General features: G+C 70.8%; 19 protein-coding genes, 1 tRNA gene and 1 pseudogene. 6 read left to right on the forward strand and 15 right to left on the reverse strand.

Annotation, left to right across the window (positions count from 1 at the left end; translation table 11 throughout):
• From ABT381_RS18200 to ABT381_RS18210, 3 genes and pseudogenes are all read right to left on the reverse strand, one after another.
• Positions 1-399 (reverse strand): annotated as a pseudogene (locus ABT381_RS18200) (sel1 repeat family protein); the annotation flags it as partial.
• A gap of 204 nt (positions 400-603) precedes the next feature.
• Positions 604-677 (reverse strand) — tRNA-Met (locus ABT381_RS18205).
• A gap of 51 nt (positions 678-728) precedes the next feature.
• On the reverse strand, positions 729-3,662 hold the full coding sequence (locus ABT381_RS18210) for a UPF0182 family membrane protein (protein ID WP_351594933.1): 2,934 nt from the start codon (positions 3,660-3,662) through the stop codon (positions 729-731).
• A 136-nt stretch (positions 3,663-3,798) separates the two neighbouring features.
• On the opposite strand from ABT381_RS18210, the gene ABT381_RS18215 reads away from it, so the two are divergent.
• Positions 3,799-4,353, forward strand: coding sequence for a PPA1309 family protein (locus tag ABT381_RS18215; protein WP_351594855.1), 555 nt, complete (start codon positions 3,799-3,801; stop codon positions 4,351-4,353).
• Between the two features lie 155 nt (positions 4,354-4,508).
• Here the strand turns inward: ABT381_RS18215 and ABT381_RS18220 are convergent, their stop codons facing one another.
• From ABT381_RS18220 to ABT381_RS18235, 4 genes are all read right to left on the reverse strand, one after another.
• Positions 4,509-5,603 carry a YlbL family protein gene (locus ABT381_RS18220; protein ID WP_351594858.1) on the reverse strand — a complete coding sequence of 365 codons (1,095 nt, stop codon included), beginning with the start codon at positions 5,601-5,603 and terminating at the stop codon, positions 4,509-4,511.
• Between the two features lie 57 nt (positions 5,604-5,660).
• Complete coding sequence (locus ABT381_RS18225) at positions 5,661-5,846, reverse strand: hypothetical protein (RefSeq protein WP_351594861.1); 186 nt, start codon at positions 5,844-5,846, stop codon at positions 5,661-5,663.
• Positions 5,847-6,122: 276 nt separating this feature from the next.
• On the reverse strand, positions 6,123-6,602 hold the full coding sequence (locus tag ABT381_RS18230) for a molybdenum cofactor biosynthesis protein MoaE (protein WP_351594864.1): 480 nt from the start codon (positions 6,600-6,602) through the stop codon (positions 6,123-6,125).
• Positions 6,603-6,810: 208 nt separating this feature from the next.
• Positions 6,811-7,962 (reverse strand): SDR family oxidoreductase, encoded by a 1,152-nt coding sequence (locus ABT381_RS18235; RefSeq protein ID WP_351594867.1) that lies wholly within the window; start codon positions 7,960-7,962, stop codon positions 6,811-6,813.
• 247 nt (positions 7,963-8,209) lie between these two features.
• On the opposite strand from ABT381_RS18235, the gene ABT381_RS18240 reads away from it, so the two are divergent.
• Together ABT381_RS18240 and ABT381_RS18245 are read left to right on the forward strand one after the other, a co-directional pair.
• Positions 8,210-9,700: a zinc-dependent metalloprotease gene (locus ABT381_RS18240; RefSeq protein WP_351594870.1), complete on the forward strand. Its 1,491-nt coding sequence runs from the start codon at positions 8,210-8,212 to the stop codon at positions 9,698-9,700.
• Positions 9,697-10,233 (forward strand): NUDIX hydrolase, encoded by a 537-nt coding sequence (locus ABT381_RS18245; protein ID WP_351594873.1) that lies wholly within the window; start codon positions 9,697-9,699, stop codon positions 10,231-10,233. The genes ABT381_RS18240 and ABT381_RS18245 overlap by 4 nt, the downstream gene beginning before the upstream one ends.
• A gap of 79 nt (positions 10,234-10,312) precedes the next feature.
• Here ABT381_RS18245 and ABT381_RS18250 read toward each other — a convergent pair whose 3' ends face one another.
• The 4 genes from ABT381_RS18250 to ABT381_RS18265 form a co-directional block, all read right to left on the reverse strand.
• Positions 10,313-11,071: an AIM24 family protein gene (locus ABT381_RS18250; protein ID WP_031067362.1), complete on the reverse strand. Its 759-nt coding sequence runs from the start codon at positions 11,069-11,071 to the stop codon at positions 10,313-10,315.
• Positions 11,072-11,091: 20 nt separating this feature from the next.
• On the reverse strand, positions 11,092-11,775 hold the full coding sequence (locus tag ABT381_RS18255; RefSeq protein WP_351594877.1) for an AIM24 family protein: 684 nt from the start codon (positions 11,773-11,775) through the stop codon (positions 11,092-11,094).
• A gap of 11 nt (positions 11,776-11,786) precedes the next feature.
• A complete protein-coding gene (locus ABT381_RS18260) occupies positions 11,787-13,532 on the reverse strand; it encodes a TerD family protein (protein ID WP_351594880.1) in 1,746 nt (581 codons plus the stop codon).
• A gap of 127 nt (positions 13,533-13,659) precedes the next feature.
• Positions 13,660-14,259 carry a M48 metallopeptidase family protein gene (locus ABT381_RS18265; RefSeq protein ID WP_031067354.1) on the reverse strand — a complete coding sequence of 200 codons (600 nt, stop codon included), beginning with the start codon at positions 14,257-14,259 and terminating at the stop codon, positions 13,660-13,662.
• A gap of 470 nt (positions 14,260-14,729) precedes the next feature.
• Between ABT381_RS18265 and ABT381_RS18270 the strand changes: the two genes are divergently transcribed.
• The 3 genes from ABT381_RS18270 (at position 14,730) to ABT381_RS18280 (ending at position 18,233) form a co-directional block, all read left to right on the forward strand.
• Positions 14,730-15,902 carry a ThiF family adenylyltransferase gene (locus ABT381_RS18270; RefSeq protein ID WP_351594883.1) on the forward strand — a complete coding sequence of 391 codons (1,173 nt, stop codon included), beginning with the start codon at positions 14,730-14,732 and terminating at the stop codon, positions 15,900-15,902.
• Positions 15,903-16,246: 344 nt separating this feature from the next.
• Entirely contained in the window at positions 16,247-17,728 is a 1,482-nt protein-coding gene (locus ABT381_RS18275; RefSeq protein WP_351594886.1) for an ABC1 kinase family protein, read from the forward strand.
• Between the two features lie 187 nt (positions 17,729-17,915).
• On the forward strand, positions 17,916-18,233 hold the full coding sequence (locus ABT381_RS18280) for an OsmC family protein (RefSeq protein WP_351594889.1): 318 nt from the start codon (positions 17,916-17,918) through the stop codon (positions 18,231-18,233).
• 25 nt (positions 18,234-18,258) lie between these two features.
• Here ABT381_RS18280 and ABT381_RS18285 read toward each other — a convergent pair whose 3' ends face one another.
• The 4 genes from ABT381_RS18285 to ABT381_RS18300 all read right to left on the reverse strand — a co-directional run bounded on the left by ABT381_RS18285 (position 18,259) and on the right by ABT381_RS18300 (position 20,121).
• Entirely contained in the window at positions 18,259-18,510 is a 252-nt protein-coding gene (locus ABT381_RS18285) for a hypothetical protein (RefSeq protein ID WP_351594938.1), read from the reverse strand.
• A 434-nt stretch (positions 18,511-18,944) separates the two neighbouring features.
• Positions 18,945-19,268: a putative WhiB-interacting protein gene (locus ABT381_RS18290; protein WP_351594892.1), complete on the reverse strand. Its 324-nt coding sequence runs from the start codon at positions 19,266-19,268 to the stop codon at positions 18,945-18,947.
• Complete coding sequence (locus tag ABT381_RS18295; RefSeq protein WP_351594894.1) at positions 19,265-19,618, reverse strand: WhiB family transcriptional regulator; 354 nt, start codon at positions 19,616-19,618, stop codon at positions 19,265-19,267. The genes ABT381_RS18290 and ABT381_RS18295 overlap by 4 nt, the downstream gene beginning before the upstream one ends.
• 146 nt (positions 19,619-19,764) lie before the next feature.
• Positions 19,765-20,121 carry a hypothetical protein gene (locus tag ABT381_RS18300; RefSeq protein WP_351594897.1) on the reverse strand — a complete coding sequence of 119 codons (357 nt, stop codon included), beginning with the start codon at positions 20,119-20,121 and terminating at the stop codon, positions 19,765-19,767.
• Positions 20,122-20,257 lie beyond the last annotated feature (136 nt).

Here is a 20,257-nt window from a genome sequence, read left to right on the forward strand (position 1 = left end):
GGCGGCGGAGCCGGCGACGGCGGCGATGCGCCACCAGCCGGCCGCCTCGTCGGCGTACCCGCGCTGGTGCAGCAGGACTCCGAGGTTGTTGGCGGCGGCCCGGTCGCCCGCGACGGTGGCGGCGCGCAGGCACGGTTCGGCGCCGTCCAGATCACCGCGGCGCAGCAGCATCGCGCCGAGCATGCTCGCCGCCCCGGGGTCGCCCGCGGCGGCGGCCTGCCGGTGGCCCACCTCGTCCATGGCCTCGGTCGCCTCGGGCGACTCCGTGGCGTCGGCCGTTTCGGCCATATCGGCCGCGTCCCTCGCGGGCGGCGGCAGCTCGGATTCGCGCCCGTCGTCGGGCGCATGCACAAATGGTCCTGTCTCCAACAACCTTGCCTTGTCCCCCATAAGGGCCATCGTCGCACCACCCGAAGCCCGGGTACACCTGGTATACCGCAGCCAGTGAGGTCACTTCAGCGTTTTGTCGACTTCCCGACACGACGACATGCCAAACGCTCAGGACACCAGTCTCCCCAATGCGGGTGGTTTAACGCGCACATACCTGACGACACGCATGACGAAGGCCCGGATCCTTGCGAATCCGGGCCTTCATCTTTTCAGTAGCGGGGACAGGATTTGAACCTGCGACCTCTGGGTTATGAGCCCAGCGAGCTACCGAGCTGCTCCACCCCGCGCCGTTGTGTATTTAAGGTACCACGGCGCGGAGGTGGAGCCATAATCCGCGGTCAGCCGCCCTGCTTGTCCCCCTTGTCCGCACCGCCCTTGTCCGACGAACCGGCCTTCTCCCCCGCCTTCTTCTCCGCGGCGGCGGCCCGGTCCAGCGCGGCCTTCAGCTTCTTCTGCGCCTCGCCGTAGCCGGCCCAGTCGCCCGACTCGCGGGCCTTCTCGCCGTCCTCGTACGCCTGCTGGGCGTCGTCCAGGGCGCCCTGCACCGTCTGGTCCGAGGGCGGTGTCGTACTGCCCGTGTCCGGCGGCGTGGTCTCCTCGTCGCCGTCGCCGACGTTCGGTGCCTTCTTCCCGAACACCACGTCCAGCGCCTCACCGAGGCTGTTCTCGAAGGCGGCCTTGTTGCCGTAGCTGACGAGCACCTTCTTCAGCAGCGGGTAGTTGGTGCCCGCGCCGCGCAGATAGACCGGCTCGACGTACAGCAGGCCGCCGTCCAGGGGGACGGTGAGCAGATTGCCGTACTCGATCTCCGAGTCGCCCTTCTTGAGGATGTTGAGCGTCTTGGCGACCGTGTCGTCGGAGTTGAACTTCGACTGCACCTGCTGTGGCCCGGGGACCGTGGTCTCGGACGGGAGTTTGAGGATTCTGATCTTCCCGTAGTCCGGACTCTTGGCGTTGGCGTCGACCGCCATGAACGCCCCGAGGTTGTCCCGCTTGTTGGGCGTGAACGTCGTCGTCAGCGAGAACGTCTGGTTCTTCTGGTCCGGCATCTTCATACTGAGGTAGTACGGCGGAACCGCGGTCGCCGACTTGGTCGTCGGGTCGTTCGGGATCTGCCAGCGCTCGCTGCCGGTGTAGAAGGTGTTCGCGTCGGTGACGTGGTACGTGGTCAGCAGCTGGCGCTGCACCTTGAAGAGGTCCTGCGGGTACCGCAGGTGCTCCATCAGCTGGTTGCTGATCTTCGACTTGGGCTCGACCGTGCCGGGGAACGCCTTCATCCAGGTCTTCAGGACCGGGTCCTTCTTGTCCCACTGGTAGAGCTTGACCGAGCCGTCGTACGCGTCGACCGTCGCCTTGACGGAGTTGCGGATGTAGTTGACCTGGTTCTGCTGGGCGACCACCGCGCGCTGGCCGTCGGTCAGCGAATCCGCCGTGGTGTCCCCGAGCGTGGTCCGCGAGGAGTACGGATAGCCGTTGCTCGTGGTGTACGCGTCGACGATCCACTTGATGCGGCCGTCGACCACCGCCGGATACGCGTCGCCGTCGATGGTGAGCCACGGCGCGACCGACTCCACGCGCTCCTTGGGCGTGCGGTTGTACAGGACGCGCGAGCCCTCGCCGATGGCGCCCGAGTACAGGATCTGCGGCTCGCCGAAGGCCACGGCGTACGCCGCGCGGTTGACCGGGTTGGCGAGGTTCACCCCGCTCTTGCCCTTGTAGCTGTAGCTCTTCTCGCCGCTGTCGTCGGAGTAGTCCAGCTCCTGCTGCGGCCCGCCGACGATGGAGTACTGCGTGGTCTTCTCGCCGTAGTAGACGCGCTGCTCGTGCTTGGGGAGGTGGCCCTTGGCGGGGAGGTTCTTCTCGGTGTAGTCCGGCTCGCCCTCATTGACCGTGCCGGTCCCCTTGGCGGTGACCGCGCCGTACCCGTGGGTGTACTTGAAGTGGTCGTTGATCCAGTTGCGCTCGGGGATGCCGGCGATGTTCAGCTCGCGCAGGCCGATGACGGTGTCCTGCTCCTTGCCGGCGCCGTCCTTGTACCGGTCGACGTCGAGCGTGGCGGGGAACTGGTAGTACCCGCGGACCTGTTGCTGCTGCTGGAAGGTGGGCGAGACGACGTTCGGATCCAGCAGGCGCATGCTCGCCGTGGTGTCCGCCGCGTCCCGCAGCCGCTCGTTGTCCGTCTTGTCCTTGGGCTTGTAGTCGCCCTTGTAGCCCGTGACGTGGGAGCCGTCGATGCCGTACGCGTCCCGCGTGGCCTTGATGTTCTCCTTGATGAACGGCGCTTCCTTGGCCTGCTCGTTGGGCTGGACCTGGAACTTCTGCACGATCGCCGGGTACAGCCCGCCGATGAGGACCGCCGAGAGCACCATCAGGCCGAAGCCGATGACCGGCAGCTGCCAGGTCCGCCGCCACAGGGTGGCGAAGAAGAGCACGGCACAGATGGCGGCGATGAAGAACAGGATCGTCTTCGCCGGCAGGTAGGCGTGCGCGTCGACGTACCGCAGGCCCGTCCAGCCCTCGGCGGACTTCAGGCCGCTGGACTTCACCGCGAGGCCGTACCGGTCGAGCCAGTACGCCATCGCCTTGAGCGACACGAAGATGCCCAGCAGCACCGACAGGTGGCCCGTGGCCGCGGCGGTGGCGCGGGAACCGGGGCTCGTGACGCGCAGGCCGCCGTACAGGTAGTGCGTGAGCGCCGCGGCGATCAGGCACAGCACCACACAGGCGAAGCCGAAGCTCAGCAGGAAGCGGAACCACGGCAGGTCGAAGGAGTAGAAGGAGATGTCCTCGTGGAACTGCGGGTCCTTCTGGCCGAACGGCACGCCGTTGACCCACTGCAGCCAGGTGCGCCACTGGCTGGAGGCGGACGCGCCGGCGATCAGGCCGACCAGCGCGGTGACCGCGACCAGCACCCACTTCTTGTAGGGCGCGATGCTCATGCGGTAGCGGTCCAGGCTCTGCTGCTCCAGCGACATGGCGCTGAGCGGCGGGCGGAGCCGGTGGGCCAGCCAGACGTTGACCCCGATGGCGGCCGCCATCAGCACGCCGAAGAAGAAGAACAGACCGATCTTGGTCCACAGGGTCGTGGTGAAGACCGAGGAGTACTTCACCGAGCGGTACCACAGCCAGTCGGTCCAGAACCCGGAGAACATCACGAAGAGCATGGCCAGCACAGCCAGCACGCCCAGGGTCAGGAGCCCGGTCCGCATCCGCCGGGACGGGCGGCCCACTCTCGTCCGTGGCCCGGCGGGGCCTGAGCCGCGGTCCGGCATCTGGAAAGCCAAGGTGCGCACCTCGAAGTTCGCTGTCGTATGAAGCGGGCCCGGTGATAGTAGGACCCACTCTTGCAACTTACTAAGGCTTTACCCGGTTCCCGTTTTCCGGGAAGTTCAGGGCACGATATTCCACATGACCAACCTCCCCGTTGACGGCACCCCTCTCGCCGCCGACCCACTGACCCGCGCCGTGCTCGAAATCGACGAGTACGCCGCCGGGATCGGCTGGGACCAGCCCGCCCGACTGTTCGCCCTCGTAGACACCGCGCGCCTGCGCGACGAAGAGCCCGCGCTCGCCGCCCAGCTGGGCATCGACGAGAACGCCGACGCCTCCCTGACCCCCGTGGAGCAGGACGAGGTCCCCCCGACCGTCCCGCTCGACGAATTCCTCGGCACCATCGCCTGGCCCGACGCGGTGGCCGGCTGCGCCATGACCGTGGAGCGGCTGATGCTGCCGCCGTCCGCCGAGGAGTCCGTGCCGGCCGGCATGGACGAGGACGCGCTCGCCAAGTGGGTCGCCGAACACCCCGAACGCCAGGAGGTCCGGATGACCGTGGCGGTGCTGCGCGACGGCCGGCGCGAGTCGGCGCTGCGGCTGCGCGAGAAGGACTCCACCGCCGAGGTGCTCACCGGAGCCGATCTCGTACCGGGCCTGGCGGAGGCCCTGACGGCGACGTTCGAGGAGTAGCCGGTCCAGCGCCCCGGGGGGCTCGGCGGCTCAGGGGCGCGCTCGCGGGGGGCTCGGGGCGCTTACGGGGGCTCGGGGCGCTTACGGGGGGCTCGGGGCGCTTACGGGGGGCTCGGGGCGCTCGGCAGGAGCGCCCGTACGGCCCCGAGCTGCCGTCAGGAGTGCGCGGCAGGCGTGCAGCTGGGCAAGTGCGCCGTGTCGCCCTTGCGGATCTTCGTCAGCGCCTGCATCGCGTCGTGAATGGTGTTCACCTTGACGAGCCGGAGCCCGTCCGGGGTGTCCTTGGCCGCGGTGGCGCAGTTGTCCTTCGGGGTGAGGAAGTACGCGGCGCCCTTGTCGCGGGCCGCGACGATCTTCATGGAGATGCCGCCGATCGGCCCGACCCTGCCCTTGTCGTCGATCGTGCCCGTGCCCGCCACGAAGTTGCCGCCGGTCAGGTCGGTGGGCGTGAGCTTGTCGACGATCCCGAGGGCGAACATCAGGCCCGCGCTCGGACCGCCGACATCGGCGAGCTTGATGTCGATGTCGAACGGGAACGTGTGATCGAGGCCGGCCTGGATGCCGACGATGGCCCGGCCGTCCGTGGCCTTCTTGGTCGTCAGCGAGACCTGGCGGCCGCCGGAGGGCTTCTCGCCCTTCTTCTCCGCCGCGGCCGCTTCCTTGGCCGGGACCAGCGTGAAGCTGACCTTCTCGCCCGCCTTGCGCTTCGTGACCAGCCCGGCGACGTCCGCCGGCCGCTTCACCGCCGTACCGTCCACCGCCTTGATGACGTCACCGGCGTGCAGCGTGCCGTCGGCCGGGGTGTCCTTCATGACCGAGGCGACCACGACCTGTGAGTTCACCGGGATGTGCAGCTCGTCCAGGGCCGCCACCTTGGCGCTCTCCTGGGACTGGCTGAACTCCTCGGCGTTCTCCTGGTCGGCCTGCTCGGCCGTCTGGTTGTCCGGGTAGAGCGTCTTGTGCGGCACCACGGCGCTGTCGTGCGCCAGCCAGCCGTACGCCGCCTCGAAGAGGTTCATGCGGTAGTCCGGGCCGGTGACGCGGACCGTCGTCATGTTGAGATGACCGGACGTCGGGTACGTCTTGCGGCCGTCGATCTGCAGCACCGGCTCGCCCGCGTGATCGCCGAGGGTGTTGACCGTGGGCCCCGGCGTCATCTGCGCGTACGGCACGGGAATCAGCACCCCGGCGCACAGCAGCGCGATCAGCATGAGGGTCGAAGCGAGGAGCGTCGCGGTCCGGCGTGGCATGGAACGACAGTACGGGACGGGTATGACAAGCGGCCCGCGGGGCCGTCCGTACGGGGCTCAGGCCGCGTCGGAACGGACCTCCACGGGCGGCACGTCCTCGCGCTCCATGGCCTCCCGGAAACGGGCGTACCCGGCGAGCTCCGCGACGTCCCCGGCCTTGCGGTACCTCATGGTCCAGGTACTCCACACGACGGCGGCCAGTGCGGCGAGAACCGGAATCACCAACCAGAGAAGCGCACCCATAGCGGCCTCCCGACCCCTTGTACACAACCGCAACGACGAATAAGCAGATTAACCATCCGACAGCTCAACGCTCAGGCCCGGGGGCGGGTTACGCAACCGGAGGACGATGTCGGCTGTCCGGCTGATCACCGGGCGTCTGCGGCGGGGCGCCCGTAGAGGGCGCGTACCCACTTACGGGCAGCTCACCGCTCCCGTGCGCCCCATGAATGCGTCCTACACGCTTTCTTTACGCCATGGGAGCGAACCGACCACGTCGCGCGCCCCGAGAGGGCTGCGCTAGGCCCCCACCCACTCCTCTGTCCCGTCCGAAAACGTCTGGTGCTTCCAGATCGGGACCTCGTGCTTGAGGTCGTCGATGAGCCGTCTGCACGCCTCGAACGCTTCCCCCCGGTGCGGGCAGGACACCGCCACGACGACCGCGAGGTCACCGATGCGCAGATCCCCCACTCGGTGGACCGCGGCCAGCGCCCGGACGGGGAATTCCGCGGCCACCTTCTCCGCGACCCGGCGGAGCTCCGCCTCGGCCGTCGGGTGTGCGGAGTAGCCGAGCCCGTCGACGTCCGAGCCGCCGTCGTGCGAGCGGACGGTGCCGACGAACAGGGCGGTCCCGCCGGACGCGGCGTCCCCGACGGCCGTGAACACCTCGTCCACGGACAGCGGCGTGTCCCGGATGCCCAGCAGCCGGATCGGATCCGCCGTCCCCTGCTCACCGGGGTGATCGGGGTGCGGCGACGGGTGGTGGTTCGTACCAGACATGGGCCCATCGTGCCCCACGGACGCGGCGCGGGGGAATGGCTGTTTCACCTGGTGTACCGACCGCCTTATGGAGGGTCCTACCAGACCGTAGGGGGACTGCTGCCGTGTACGGACGACGCATTCCCGCCGTCCGGAGGGAGCCGCCGCTTCCGTACGGTTCCCGGCACTCCTGTGGCGCGCGTGCCCCGAGAGGCGCCGCCGCGCTGGCTCAGAGGCGCCGCCGGGCCTTACGGGCGCGGCGTACGAGCGCGGCGGTACCCAGCAGCGCGACGGTCGCCCCCGCAGCACCGGCGGCGGTGGCGTCCTTCCGGCCCAGCCGGCGCCCGGCCACCGTGTGCCGCCCCGCGACCTCCTCCAGGAGCTCGGCGAGCACCTCTTCATTGGTCCAGCCGGGCCGCCAGCCCGCTTCGTGCAGCCGGCTGCCGCTGACCACCCACGGGTGCATCGTGTACGCCAGGTCGCCGGCGGGCGAGGGCGTGAGCCCGATCCGGTGCAGCCGGGCGGCGGCGCCGAGGGCCACCGAGGAGGGCAGCTCCATCCTGCGGATGCCGGTGAGCTCCTCGACCTCCTCCTGCTCCAGCCAGCCGTCGCAGCCCACGGCCAGCTCGCCCTCGACCTTCTCCAGCGCGGCGTACTCCAGGGCGCTCACCAGGTCCTCCACGTGGCAGAACTGCCAGGTGGGGCGGGAGCCCGCGACGACCAAGAGGCGCGGTGACTCGAAGTACCGGGTCAGCGCGGTGTCGGTGCCGCCCACGAGGACGGCGGGGCGCAGCACGGTGACGTTCAGTCCGGGGTGGGCGCGCGGCGCCCGGTGCGCCAGCCGTTCGATCTCCATGAGGTCGCCGACCCCGGTGGCGTCCGCGGTCGCGCGCAGTTCGGCGTCCTCGGAGAGCGGGACGTCGTTGTCGGGCAGCGCCCCGTAGACCATCGCGGAGGTGCACAGGACGACCCGGTGCACGCCGGCCGCGGCGGCCGCGGTCAGGACGGTCTGGGTGCCGCGCACGTTGTACGCGGTGCGCGCTGCGGGGTCGGTCTCCAGGTCGAGGTCGAGCGCCAGGTGGACGACGACGTCGGCGCCCCGGAGCTTCTCGGCGATGGCGGGGTCGCGGACATCCAGTACGTGCCAGTCGGCGTCCTCGTCGTCCCCGCGCCGCTCATCGATGGCCACGACCCGCTTGACCTCATCGGACTCCAGCAGGGCGCGGGTCAGCAGCGCGCCGATGCCGGAGGCGGCGCCGGTGACCGCCACGACGGGGCGGTGCTGCGGCGCTGCTGCCGCGGGGACGGTCGTATCGGGCGTCTTCTCGGGCCTGGCAGCACTGTTTCGCGCTGCGCGAACGGTCGGATCTGGGGAACTCACCGGGCGTCTCCAGCGGTTGTCTTCAGTACGTATGCGCACCGGCGCGTACGGACCAGCGTGCGTCCATCCTGCCGCAGGCACCCCGACAGCCAAGCACCGAGCCCCGGAGCGGCGCGGGTGTCACAGGGGGCGCCGGACCGTCTTCTCCGCGGCCGCGGAGAACGGCCGGACACCCTCTAGGCTGGAAGGGAATGTCGGGCAGCCGCCGTCGGCCCGGGGCCGGCGGCCCTACGAGCCGAGGAAACCCGTGAGTGACAACCCATTCGGATTCGGCCTTCCGCCGGAGGAGCCGGAGGACGGCGACAACGGCAAGCAGAAGGGCGGCCAGGGAGGTAACCAGGGCCCCGCGAATCCGTTCGGGTTCGGCGGCGGGAGCGGCGGCGCGGACAATCCGTTCGCGGCGCTCTTCGGCGGCATGGGCGGGCCCGGGGGCGAGATGAACCCTGGCGACCTCGGAGCCGCCTTCCAGAAGCTCGGCCAGATGCTCTCGTACGAGGGCGGCCCGGTGAACTGGGAGATGGCCAAGGACATCGCGCGCCAGACGGTGGCGCAGGGCGCCCCGGACGGCAGCAAGGACGCCAGCGTGTCGCCCGGTGACCGGGCCGCGGTCGAGGAGGCCGTGCGCCTGGCGGACCTGTGGCTGGACGGCGTGACGTCGCTGCCGTCGGGCGCGGGCAGCGTGGTCGCCTGGAGCCGCGCCGAGTGGGTCGAGGAGACCCTCCCGGTGTGGCAGGAGCTGGTCGACCCGGTCGCCGAGCGCGTCGGCGCCGCGATGGGCGACGTGCTCCCCGAGGAGATGCAGGCCATGGCCGGCCCGCTGCTCGGGATGATGCGCTCCATGGGCGGTGCGATGTTCGGTACCCAGATCGGGCAGGCGCTCGGCACGCTGGCCGGCGAGGTCGTCGGTTCCACGGACGTCGGGCTGCCGCTGGGCCCGTCGGGCAAGGCCGCCCTGCTGCCGGGCAACGCCGAGGCGCTCGGCTCCGGCCTGGGTGTGCCGCCCGAGGAGGTGCGGCTGTACCTGGCCCTGCGCGAGGCCGCCCACCAGCGTCTCTTCGCCCACGTACCGTGGCTGCGCTCGCACCTCTTCGGTGCGGTCGAGGGCTACGCACGCGGCATCAAGGTCGACACCAGCAAGCTGGAGGACGCGGTCGGCCAGCTCGACCCGGCGCATCCGGAGCAGCTGCAGGACGCGCTGCAGCAGGGCATGTTCCAGCCCGAGGACACCCCGGAGCAGAAGGCCGCGCTGGCCCGTCTGGAGACGGCGCTGGCGCTCGTGGAGGGCTGGGTGGACGCGGTGGTGCACGCCGCGGCGGCCCCGCACCTGCCGTCGGCCGACGCGCTGCGCGAAACGTTGCGGCGGCGCCGGGCGACCGGCGGCCCGGCCGAGCAGACCTTCGCCACGCTCATCGGCCTGGAGCTGCGCCCGCGGCGCCTGCGGGACGCCTCGCGGCTGTGGGCCTCGCTCACGGACGCGCGCGGCCTGGAGGGCCGGGACGCGCTGTGGTCGCACCCGGACATGCTGCCCACGGCGCAGGACCTGGACGACCCGGACGGCTTCGTGCACCGCGAGCAGCTGGACTTCTCCGAGCTGGACAAGATGCTCGGCGAGGCGGCGAGCGGCGCGGCCGGGGGCGGCACTCCGGACCTGACCAAGCGCGAGGGCGCCGAGGGCGAGCGCTCCGAGGGCGACGGTTCCGAGCGCAAGGACGGCGACGAGGGCGACGGCGCCAAGTGACCGTCGGCCTTCATGAGGACGCGGCGCGGGTCCTGAAGGAGTGGCCCGCGCCCGCTCCCGACCAGGAGCGGCTGCGGCTGGCGTATCTGGATCACCTGGCCGCGTACCCGGACGGCATGTGGAAGCCCTGCGGCGACGGGCACATCACCGCCAGCGCCCTGGTGGTCGACCCGTCGCGCGGCCGGGTGCTGCTCACGCTGCACAAGAAGCTGCGGATGTGGCTGCAGATGGGCGGCCACTGCGAGCCCGAGGACGCCACGCTGGCGGACGCGGCGCTGCGCGAGGCGCGCGAGGAGTCCGGCATCGCCCGGGGGCTGACGCTGCTGCAGGGCGGCCCGGTGCGCCTGGACCGCCATCACACGCCCTGCGCGTGGCACTTGGACGTGCAGTACGCCGCGCTGGCCCCGGAGGGCGCCACGGAGGCGATCAGCGACGAGTCGCTGGACCTGCGCTGGTTCGCCTACGAGGAGGTGCCCGACGTGGCCGACGAGTCGGTGGTACGGCTCGTGGAGCGGACGAGGACGCTGCTGTAGGACGCGCGGCGAGCGGGCCCGGCACCGGTTGGTGCCGGGCCCGCTCGCGCGTCCCTGAGACGCCCGGAAGGCGCCCTGCTCAGTTGGTGAAGATGTTGCCCTGGTTCTGCCCGTGGGCGCCGCGCTGCCCCATCCCGTACTGGGCGGCGAGACCCTGCCCGATGACGGCGTTCTGCGGCGGCAGCAGCTCGCTGGGCTGGACGAGCGCGTAGCCCTGTCCGAGGAAGCTGAGCTCCCAGCCCTCGCCCGTGCTGCCGCGGCGCCGCCACACGCCCGAGGAATGCGTCTGCGCCTGCATCTGGACGCGCAGCGAGGTCGACCAGGCGACCACCGCGTCCGCGTCGGCGTTGACGTACTTGTCGGGCGTCACCTGCATCATCAAGGGCTGGCCCGAGGTCATCAGCGCGACCTTGCCCCGCCCCGAGATGTTGAGCTGGTACTTGCCGGTGCCGGAGATGCCGTACTGGCTGTCCACGGAGATGACCTCCCAGTGGAGCGTGGAGTCCAGCGCGAGCACGTAGTTGCTGTCGACGGTCAGCCCGTCGTGGTCGACGTCCACGAGGTGGACGTGCTGGGCGAGGTTGGCCAGGTAGACCGTGCCCTGTCCGGAGACGCGCATCAGGTCCAGGCCCTCGCCGGCCCGGGCGCGCCGCCGCTGCTGGTTCGGGGTCTGGTACTCCCCGTCGAATTCGAGCAGCCCCTGATAGGCGACCATCGTGCCCTTACGGGCGAGCAGGTCCTCGTGACCGGTCAGCGCGACCCGCAGCAACTGCGGGTTCTGCAGCGCGTACCGGTCCTGGGTCTGCGCCTCTGTGTAGGCGAAAAGCGGGCTCTGCATGGTTACGGAAGTCCTCCCCCTCAGCCCCGGGCCCGGAGCCGGTCGGCGCTGTCCTCGCTGGGCTGTACGACCACGAAGCCCTGGCCGGAGAAGCCGAGCTGGTACGCCTCGCCGCTGCCGCGCCCGATCATCGAGGACGCCTTGAAGCTGCGCTTGCCCTTCACGTTCAGGTTCGTCGACCAGGCCACGAGCGCGTCCGGGTCCACGTAGGTCTCGTCCTCACCGCGGCCGCAGTCGACGACGATCGGCGTGCCGCGCGAGGTCAGCGCGACCCATCCGGTGCCCGCGATCCCCACGTTGAACAATCCCTGTCCCGCGAACTTCGCCATCCCCTTGACGCGCTGCACGCCCCACTGGAGGTGCGCGTCGAACGCGAGCAGGTTGGTGCCGTTCACGGAGATGGCGTCGTCGTTGAGATTGAGGCACACGACGTCCGCCCCGTAGTCGGCGAGGTAGAGCAGGCCGTCGCCGCTGGCCTTCATCAGGGGCGCGCCCTCGCCGGTCAGCCACTGGGAGGCCACCTGGCGCACGGCCGGCGGGTTCGGCTCGTACTGGACGAAGCCTTCGTAGGCGACCATCGAGCCGGTGCGGCAGAAGACGTCCTGGCCGCTCTGCATGGCGATCTTCACCATCGCACTGCCGTGGTTCTCCATGCGGGCCACGGGTGCGGTCGGGGCATAGCCCGAAAGCTGCTGCTGAGTCATGACGGGCTCCCTCAGACCTCGTAGGGCTGGACGACGATGAAGTTGCCGGGAGCACCCCGGAACTGGAGGTTCACGGACTCGCCCGAGTGACCGGGGTACGCGCTGCGGCGCAGCCGCACCTGGCTGGAGATGATCACCTGGGAGGCGGCGGACCACGCGACGATGGCGTTGGCGTCCGCGAAGGTGGTCGGCGTGACGGGCAGTACGACGGGCGTGCCGGCGGTCTTCACGACCACCGTGCCGGTGCCCTGGAACTGCATGGTGAACAGCGCGCCCCCGGGGATGCCGTGCCCTTCGATACGGCGCACCTCGTGCTGCAGCGACTCGTCGAAGGCCAGCACGCTCTCGGCGTTGACGCAGATCGCGTCGCCCTGCAGCTCGATGGGGTGCACATGGGCGCTGTCCTCCGCGAAGAAGACCTGGCCCTGGCCGGAGCAGCGCATCAGCTGCATCTCCTGGCCGGTGGCGTTGCCCACGATGCGGCCGCGGAAGCCGGCGCCCTTGTAGCTGAAGTCGACCTTGCCCTGGTAGAGCACCATGCTTCCCTGGCGGGCCAGTACCGGCTGCCCGTCAACGCCGAGGTCGACCCGGATCAGCTTCTCGCTCTGGGGCGTCCAGCGCTGCCCCGTGGCGGCCTCCCGGTACTTCTGCAGCGAGGCCTCCAGCCCGGGGCCGCCCTGCTGCGGCACGGCGTACTGCCCGCTGCCCTGCGGCGCCGGCTGCCCGTAGGCGGGCGGCTGCTGGCCGTACGGACCGGGCTGGGCGGGCGGCGGCACGGCCTGGCCCGGATAGGGCGCGGGCGCTCCATAGGGGGCCGCCGGGGCGGGGGCCCCGTAGGGAGCGGCCTGCCCCTGCTGCGAGCCGTCCTGCGGCGTACCGTACGGCGCCTGCGGCGGTGCGCCGGCCGGCGGCGCCAGGGGAGCGGCGATGGTCGGCGCCGCGTGCAGCTGCGCCTGCCGGTCCTGCTGCGGAGCCACCGGCTGCTGGGGAGCATGGGGCTGCTGCGGCGCGTCCGGCTGCTGGGCGAGGGCGGGCTCGGGCTGCGTGGCGTACGGCTGCGCGGGCTCCGGGACCGTGGGCTGCGGGGCACCGAAGCCGGGTGCCGGGGCCGGGGCGGGAGCCGGGGCCGGCTCGGCGGCCGCGGGCGGCGCGAAACCGGGCGCGGCCTCCGCGGCGGCGGGCGGCGCGAAGCCCGGAACGGCGTCCGGCTGCGGCGCGGCCTCCGCCTCCTCGGCGACCTCACCGCCGAAGTTCTTCAGCAGCGCCTCCAGACCGCCGTCGAACCCTTGTCCGACAGCCGCGAAGCGCCACACGTCCTTCATGTAGAAGTCGCCGAGCATGACGGCGCGCTCGGTACTGAACTCGGTCCCCGTGAAGGAGTACCGCGCGACTTCCTCTCCCCCGGCGACGATCCGGATGTACCCCGGACCGATCTGCGACATCTGCCCCGCACCATCGATCGCCGCGGTGAAGGACAGCTTCTGCACGTGCTGCGGGATCCGGTCGAGCGTGACCCGGAAGGACTCGGTGTCACCGGCCTGCGCACCGAGCTGCTGGAGGGACTCCTCGGGTGACTTCGGCTGGTTGAAGAAGATGAAGTACCGGTCGTCGGACAGCTTTTCGTCGGCGTCGAGGCCGAAACAGCTGATGTCGAAGGTCAGACCGGGACCGGCGATCCGTACGCCCACGTACAGATCCGTCCCTGCGGTCAGGTCACTGATCCTGGCCTTGTGGCCCCGTTGGAATTCCCTGGCCATACGTAACGACCGTCCCCCATCCGAGCTTGATTGCCTTGCACGTCAGGCTAACCGTCGGCCCGGACGCGGCACGATGCCGGGGCTCGACGGTTCTGTCACGAAAGTGACGGTCGGGACGGCCCCGCCGTCACTCGCTGCGCGCTGCGGGCAGGTGCGGCAGCCGATCGGCGGCGACCACTCCTTCGAGGTAGCCGCGCGCCCGCTCCGTACGTGGGTACGCCGTCAACAGCTCCCAGAAGCTGGGACCGTGTCCGGGCACGAGCAGATGGGCCAGCTCGTGCACGAGCACGTAGTCGATGACGTACTCCGGCATCCCCTGCAGCCGGTGCGAGAGCCGGATGCTGCCCTCGGCCGGAGTGCACGATCCCCAGCGGGTGTTCTGGTTGGTGACCCAGCGCACGGACGCGGGGCGGGCCCGGCCGCCCAAGTACTGCGCCGACAGCCGCTCGGCGCGCTCGGCCAGCTCGTCGTCGCCCAGCATCCGCTTGCTCTCCTGGGCGGCCAGCTTGTCCAGCATGACCGTCACCCAGCGACGCTCCTCGGCCTCGGACATCCGGGCCGGGATCAGGACGACGGTCCGGTCGCCCTCTCTGTACGCGGAGACCGTCCGCCGCCGCCGCGAGCTTCTGCGCACCTCGACCGCGCTGGTCGCGGACGCGCGGCTCTGCGGGCTCGCTACGGTCCTGCGCTGCGGGTCGGCGGCACGGTGCGGTGGGTCGGCGGGCACGCCCCGACGTTACCTTCTGGCGCCGGGCGAAGTCCCGTCCCCGAGCCGGGTCGCGGGCGAAACCCTCCATGACGGGTACAGAGACGCTCGGCGCTTGTACGACTAATCGCGCCTTCTGTGGATAACTTCCGGCACCGATCCAGCCTTTGCCGCATGATCGAGCCGTACGCCAGATCCGGACCTCCGCGGACGACCGGAAGGCCGGAAGACCGGAAGGCCCGAAGGCCCGAAGACCACCGCGAAGTCCGTGATCACCGTCCAGAAGTCCGTGACCATCTGCCCGCCCGACGGCACCACTGACCGGCACCGCACCAACGGGGGACGACATGCCGCACCCACACCCGACCATCTCACCACCCACACCGCCCTCAGCACCCGAATCGCCGAAATCCGCCTCCCGCCCCCGCCCTGCCCCTCTCTCCCCCAGCCCCTCGACTCCTCTCCCTTCTCCTCTCCCTTCCCCGCACCCGATGCTCAAGCCGGCTCTGCGGCGCGGCTGGCGGGACAGGGCCACCGTGCGCTTCGGCGTCGCCCCGGCCCACGCCGTGGTGGTGGGCCCGCTGGACAGCGCGACCGGCAGTCTGCTGAGCCTGATCGACGGCACCCGCAGCGTGGAGCAACTGGAGCGCGAGGCCAAGGCGCTGCAGCTGCCGCCGGGTCATGCCCGCGAAATCGTCGGCCGCCTGGACGCCGCCGGGCTGCTGGAGACGCCCGCCCGCGGCACACCGGCGACCGAAGCGCTCCAGGCCGACCTCCCCGCCTTCGACCGGCTGCGCCCCGACCTTGCCGCCCTGTCGGTACGCCATCGCGACTCGGCGGGCGCGGACGAACGGCTGTGGGCGCGCCACTCCGCACGGGTACGGGTGCGCGGCACGGGCCGGGTGGGCGCGTCGATCGCGGCGCTGCTCTCCGCTGCGGGCGTCGGGCAGGTGGACGTGCAGGACGGCGGCCGGGTCGAGCCCTGGGACGTACTGCCCGCCGGATTCCCCGCCGACCGTGTCGGCGAGCGGCGGGACGTGTCCGCCCGCCGCCTGGTCAGCGCCTCCTCTCCATGGACACGACGAACCGGCCCACGCACAGGGCGAACGGGCCGATCCGCCCGGCCCGCCGATGGCGCGTCCGCCCCGCCTGATGAGGCGCCCCTCGCCCTGACGGTGCTCGCCCCACGGGACGGCCTGGCCGCCTACGCCCCCGATCCCCGGCTCGCCGAGTCCTACCTCGCCACCGGCATGCCCCATCTGTACGCGGGCGTGATCGAGGCCACGGCAGTGGTGGGGCCGCTGGTGCTCCCCGGCGACTCGGCCTGCGCCGGCTGCTGGGAGCTGCGCCGGACGGACGCCGAGCCGGCCTGGCCCCGGCTGCTGGCCCAGTGGCGTTCGGGCCGCGCCGCGCCGGTTGTGCCCGCGTGCGACGCGGCGCTGGCCACGACCGTGGCGGGACTCGCCGCGACACAGGTCCTGACGTTCCTCGACGGGCATCTGCCACCCTGTACGGGCGCACGGACGGAGCTTGCGCTCCCTTGTATGAGCTGGGACATCGATCAGATCGAGGCTCATCCCGAGTGCCCTTGTGGCGCGGCGCGCTCCCCTGCCACGGCAGCCGCCTCGGATCCTCGTCCCCGACACGCCACAATGACGGAGTAACCCCACCCGGGGCCAGCGCGAGTTGGAGGGGCGCATGCCGGCACAACCTCACCCAGCGGTCACCGATCCCGCGGACGCCGACCGCGCCGTCCCGGCCGCCTCCACCCACCCCGCCGACCGTTCCGACTCCACCGAACGCTCGGACTCCACCGAACGCCGCTCCGACTCCATCGGCTTCACCGGCATCACCGATGTCATCGATCTTGCTGATACTCGACCGGCCACTCCCACCGAACCGGTCGTGCCAACTGATCCGTCCGCTCTGACCGATCCGACCGCTCTGACTCACCTGACCTGTGGGAACAACGCTCCCGGCCGAGTCGGGACCTTGGGAGGACGTGCACATGTCTGATCTGCCGCGCAAGGCCGTCGTCCGTACCGCCAAGCTCGCCGCCCTCCCCCTGGGCTTCGCCGGACGCACCGCACTCGGATTGGGCAAGCGCATCGGCGGGCGGCCGGCGGAGATGATCGCCACGGAGCTCCAGCAGCGCACGGCCGAGCAACTGTTCGCGACGCTGGGCCAGCTCAAGGGCGGGGCCATGAAGTTCGGGCAGGCGCTGTCCGTCTTCGAGTCGGCGCTGCCGGAGGAGATCGCCGGGCCTTACCGCGCCGCGCTGACCAAGTTGCAGGAGGCGGCGCCGCCGCTGCCCTCCGCCACCGTCCACGCGGTGCTCGCCCAGCGGCTGGGCGAGGACTGGCGGGAGCTGTTCGCGGAGTTCGACGACAAGCCGTCGGCCGCGGCGTCGATCGGGCAGGTGCACCGGGCGGTGTGGCACGACGGCCGCGAGGTCGCGGTGAAGGTGCAGTACCCCGGGGCGGGCGAGGCACTGCTCTCCGACCTCGCCCAACTGGGGCGGTTCGCCCGTCTGCTGGGCCCGCTCATCCCCGGGATGGACGTCAAACCGCTGATCACCGAGCTGCGCGACCGGGTCTCGGAGGAGCTGGACTACGGCCTGGAGGCAGCGGCTCAGCGCACGTACGCCGCGGAGTTCGCCGACGATCCGGACGTCGTGGTGCCGGCCGTCGTCCACCAGGGCGACCAGGTGCTGGTCACGGAATGGATGGACGGAGTACCGCTCTCCGAAGTGATCTCGGGCGGCAGCCCGGAGGAGCGGGACCGCGCCGGACAACTGCTGGCCCGCTTCCTCTTCTCCGGCACCGCGCGTACGGGCCTGCTGCACGCCGACCCGCACCCGGGCAACTTCCGCCTGCTGACCGGGGACGCGCCCGACGGGCTGCCGGAGGAATGGCGGCTGGGGGTACTGGACTTCGGCACGGTCGACCGGCTGCCGGACGGGCTGCCGCCCACGATCGGCACGTCGCTGCGGATGACGCTGGACGGCCGGGCGGATGCGGTTTACGAGTTGCTGTGCGAGGAGGGATTCGTCAAGGACTCCGTCGACCTGGAGCCGGACGCCGTCATGGACTACCTCCTGCCGATCATCGAGCCGGCGCAGGCCGAGGAGTTCACCTTCACCCGGGGCTGGATGCGCACCCAGGCCACCCGCATCGCGGATCCCCGTTCCCCCGCCCACCAGCTGGGCAAGCAGCTGAACCTGCCGCCGGCGTATCTCCTGATACACCGCGTGACGCTGAGCACGATCGGCGTGCTGTGCCAGCTGGGCGCGACGGTCCGGCTCCGCGACGAACTCACCACGTGGCTACCGGGCTTCGTTGCGCCCGTGACCACGCCCGAGCCCGCTCCGTTCCCCACCCAGTCCACTCGCGACACCTGCTCCGACATGGAGACGGACGCCGGCGCCGGCAGGGGTTCCCGGAGCGATACGACCGCGGACGAGGAGGACGCGGAAGAAACCTCCGCCTGACCCGATCCCGGACCGCCTTCGCCGCAACCGCCACCTCGTCTTCGCCGCAACCATTGCCTTTGCCGCGACCACAGCGACACCGCTGCGACCACCATGCGGACCGCTCTTCTCGGCATGTGGTGGCCGTCGCTAGCCTCCGCGAAAAGAGGCGGGCGAGAAGCGGGACAGGGAAGGGCAGGGGAAACGGATGGCTGTCGAGGCGCGGATGCCGGCGATTCCCTACCAAGTGGCTTACCGGGCCGGGAAGAACGAGGGTGTCGCGGACACCTGCAAGGCGGACGTGGGCGGTTCGGCAGGCATGCGGCCGCACGAACTCCTGGAGGCCGCGCTCGCCACCTGCATGACGATCACGGCGCGGATGACGCTCGCCGATCTCGGCGTGGCGGGGATCGGCGAGACGGGGATCGGCGAGGCAGAGGGCGGGGTGAGCGCCCGGGTGGTGCTGGGACGCGGGGAAACGGCCACGGACTTCCGTTACGCTTCTCCCCCGTTTGATGCCCGCTGACGGCCTCGACGGCGGGCATGGGTGATCACCACCAGGCCGAGTCCAGGCGGGATTCGATGGCGCGGAGATGGGTGCGGGCGCAGGTTTCGCAGAAGTAGCGGCGGGTGCCGTTCTCGACGGAACAGGTCCAGGTCGCGGGCGTACCATCGGCCACCGCGCCACACCGGGCACACACCATGCCCTCGCCCGCCCCGACGGGCCCGCCCGTCCGGGAGGACCGGTCGGTCCGGTCGGTTTCGTCGGTCAACTCCGCCCGTTCATGCGTCTCATGGTCCACTGCCCGACGATATCTCCACCAAGGCCGACAATACGTGCACAACGCACCAGTAAGGCGGTGCGTGTCGGAGCACGACTCCGGCATCCCGGCGCACGGCCCAGCCGCCCCGGCGCACGGTCCACGCACCGGGTGCACGTTCCACCACGACGGCGCACGATCTGATCGAGATATCGCAAGGCGCGATCAGATCCGATCCGGTCCGACCCGGTCCAGGAGTCGCGGCGCACTATCCGATCCAGAGGTCGCGACGTACGGCCCCCCCGAGCCGCTGATCTGCCAAGTACCAAGTACCAAGCACTCCCTGCCTCTGCCCCTATCTCTTATCTCTGGCCCTACCTCTACCCCCTGTCCCTTCCTCCCACAGCGCGTAGCGCGCCGCACTGCCCGGGAGGGGCGTGGGGCGCGCTACGGGGTGGGCAGGTGAGGGGCGGGTGTCACTGCATGACGGCCATGGCCAGGGCGCGGCGGGCGCGGAGGGAGACGCGTTCGGCGCGGCGCTGCATGCGCCGGGCCGTGGCGAGCCGGAGAGCTCTGCGTTCGGTCTCGGCCTCGCGCAAGCGCTGATGGATATGGGCCCTCGCCAGGGCTTCTGGGATGAGTTGCATTTCACGGGTCCTGTTCTGACGACGCTCGTTCGCGCCGGAGTTCGCGGGGGCGGGGGTGTCGGTGAAGGACGGGTTCATCGTGGGGTCCTGCTTCTGGGGGTCCCTGGTGGCGGGACGGTCGATCGTTCCTGTGCCTGTGCCTGTGGTGTTCATGCCGCGACCGGGTTCTTGCGCGGACGGCCACGCGGGCGCTTCCGGGCGACGACGACCCCCTGGACGAAGAGCTCACCGCCCCAGACCCCCCAGGGCTCGCGGCGGTCCTTGGCACCGGCCAGGCATGCCTCGCGTACGGGGCAGGTCTGACACAGCGACTTGGCGTACTCGACGTCGGCCGGCGACTCGGCGAAGAAGACCTCCGGGTCGTAGGTGCGGCACGGGACGGCGGCGCCGAGGCGGTCGATCTCGTCGTCGAGCTCGGTGAGGGGCAGCAAGGAGTTCTCCTGGGAGTCGGGCGGGGGAATCAGGTCGGTGGCGACGGACGGGGTGTGCGTCTGGAGTTGCACGGTGGTGTGTTCCTCGTCTGTTCGGCCCGGCTGGTGGCTGGGCTGTCGTGTAGCGCCCTCTGCCGGCTGCAGAAGGACAAACAAAAGGGCCGCGGATCCCGGTGTGGGTTCCGCGGCCCTGGAAGGTGCCGACCTGATCTCGCCGATCAGGCTGGATCACTCCAGGGTTCGAGCCCGCGGAAGGCCCACATGTTCTGCTGCTGCGTGGCGTACTGAGTCGTGGCGTACTGAGTCCGGGATTCGGCACCATTGGCCGCCGCAAAGGCAAAGGCGTGCCCGTTTGCCGCTGCTGCTACCTCAGGTGCCTTGGTCGGTCGCTCGCTGCGCTCGCGAATCGGAAGAATCGCGAGGGTCGCGGGACGCGCTGCCTCGACGCCGGACGGACGGACGGAACCGGACAGGCCGGCTCCGGACAGACCGGTGCCATGGAGCGAAGAGCCGAGCGGGCAGGTGGCGGCGACCGAGAGATCGGTCATTTTCTGGGTCTCGATGAAGCTGATCACTGGTCTCGCCTCCTTTCGGCGTCTTCGGGGACCGATGCGAACCGGTCCGGGTTGTTCAGTACAGCACGAATCCAACGGTTCTCGGAAGGCCCGTTGTCTCCGTGCTTCCGAAGGCTATGGGGATGCGCTCCGCGCG

This window comes from Streptomyces sp. NPDC000151 (assembly GCF_040301705.1).
Classification (GTDB): domain Bacteria; phylum Actinomycetota; class Actinomycetes; order Streptomycetales; family Streptomycetaceae; genus Streptomyces.

Excerpts from the sequence above, each read along its gene's own strand:
- ABT381_RS18210 (WP_351594933.1), bottom strand. The coding sequence starts at position 3,662 with ATGCCGGACCGCGGCTCAGGCCCCGCCGGGCCACGGACGAGAGTGGGC.
- ABT381_RS18215 (WP_351594855.1), top strand. The coding sequence starts at position 3,799 with ATGACCAACCTCCCCGTTGACGGCACCCCTCTCGCCGCCGACCCACTG.
- ABT381_RS18220 (WP_351594858.1), bottom strand. The coding sequence starts at position 5,603 with ATGCCACGCCGGACCGCGACGCTCCTCGCTTCGACCCTCATGCTGATC.
- ABT381_RS18225 (WP_351594861.1), bottom strand. The coding sequence starts at position 5,846 with ATGGGTGCGCTTCTCTGGTTGGTGATTCCGGTTCTCGCCGCACTGGCC.
- ABT381_RS18230 (WP_351594864.1), bottom strand. The coding sequence starts at position 6,602 with ATGTCTGGTACGAACCACCACCCGTCGCCGCACCCCGATCACCCCGGT.
- ABT381_RS18250 (WP_031067362.1), bottom strand. The coding sequence starts at position 11,071 with ATGCAGAGCCCGCTTTTCGCCTACACAGAGGCGCAGACCCAGGACCGG.
- ABT381_RS18255 (WP_351594877.1), bottom strand. The coding sequence starts at position 11,775 with ATGACTCAGCAGCAGCTTTCGGGCTATGCCCCGACCGCACCCGTGGCC.
- ABT381_RS18260 (WP_351594880.1), bottom strand. The coding sequence starts at position 13,532 with ATGGCCAGGGAATTCCAACGGGGCCACAAGGCCAGGATCAGTGACCTG.
- ABT381_RS18270 (WP_351594883.1), top strand. The coding sequence starts at position 14,730 with ATGCTCAAGCCGGCTCTGCGGCGCGGCTGGCGGGACAGGGCCACCGTG.
- ABT381_RS18275 (WP_351594886.1), top strand. The coding sequence starts at position 16,247 with ATGTCTGATCTGCCGCGCAAGGCCGTCGTCCGTACCGCCAAGCTCGCC.
- ABT381_RS18280 (WP_351594889.1), top strand. The coding sequence starts at position 17,916 with ATGGCTGTCGAGGCGCGGATGCCGGCGATTCCCTACCAAGTGGCTTAC.
- ABT381_RS18290 (WP_351594892.1), bottom strand. The coding sequence starts at position 19,268 with ATGAACACCACAGGCACAGGCACAGGAACGATCGACCGTCCCGCCACC.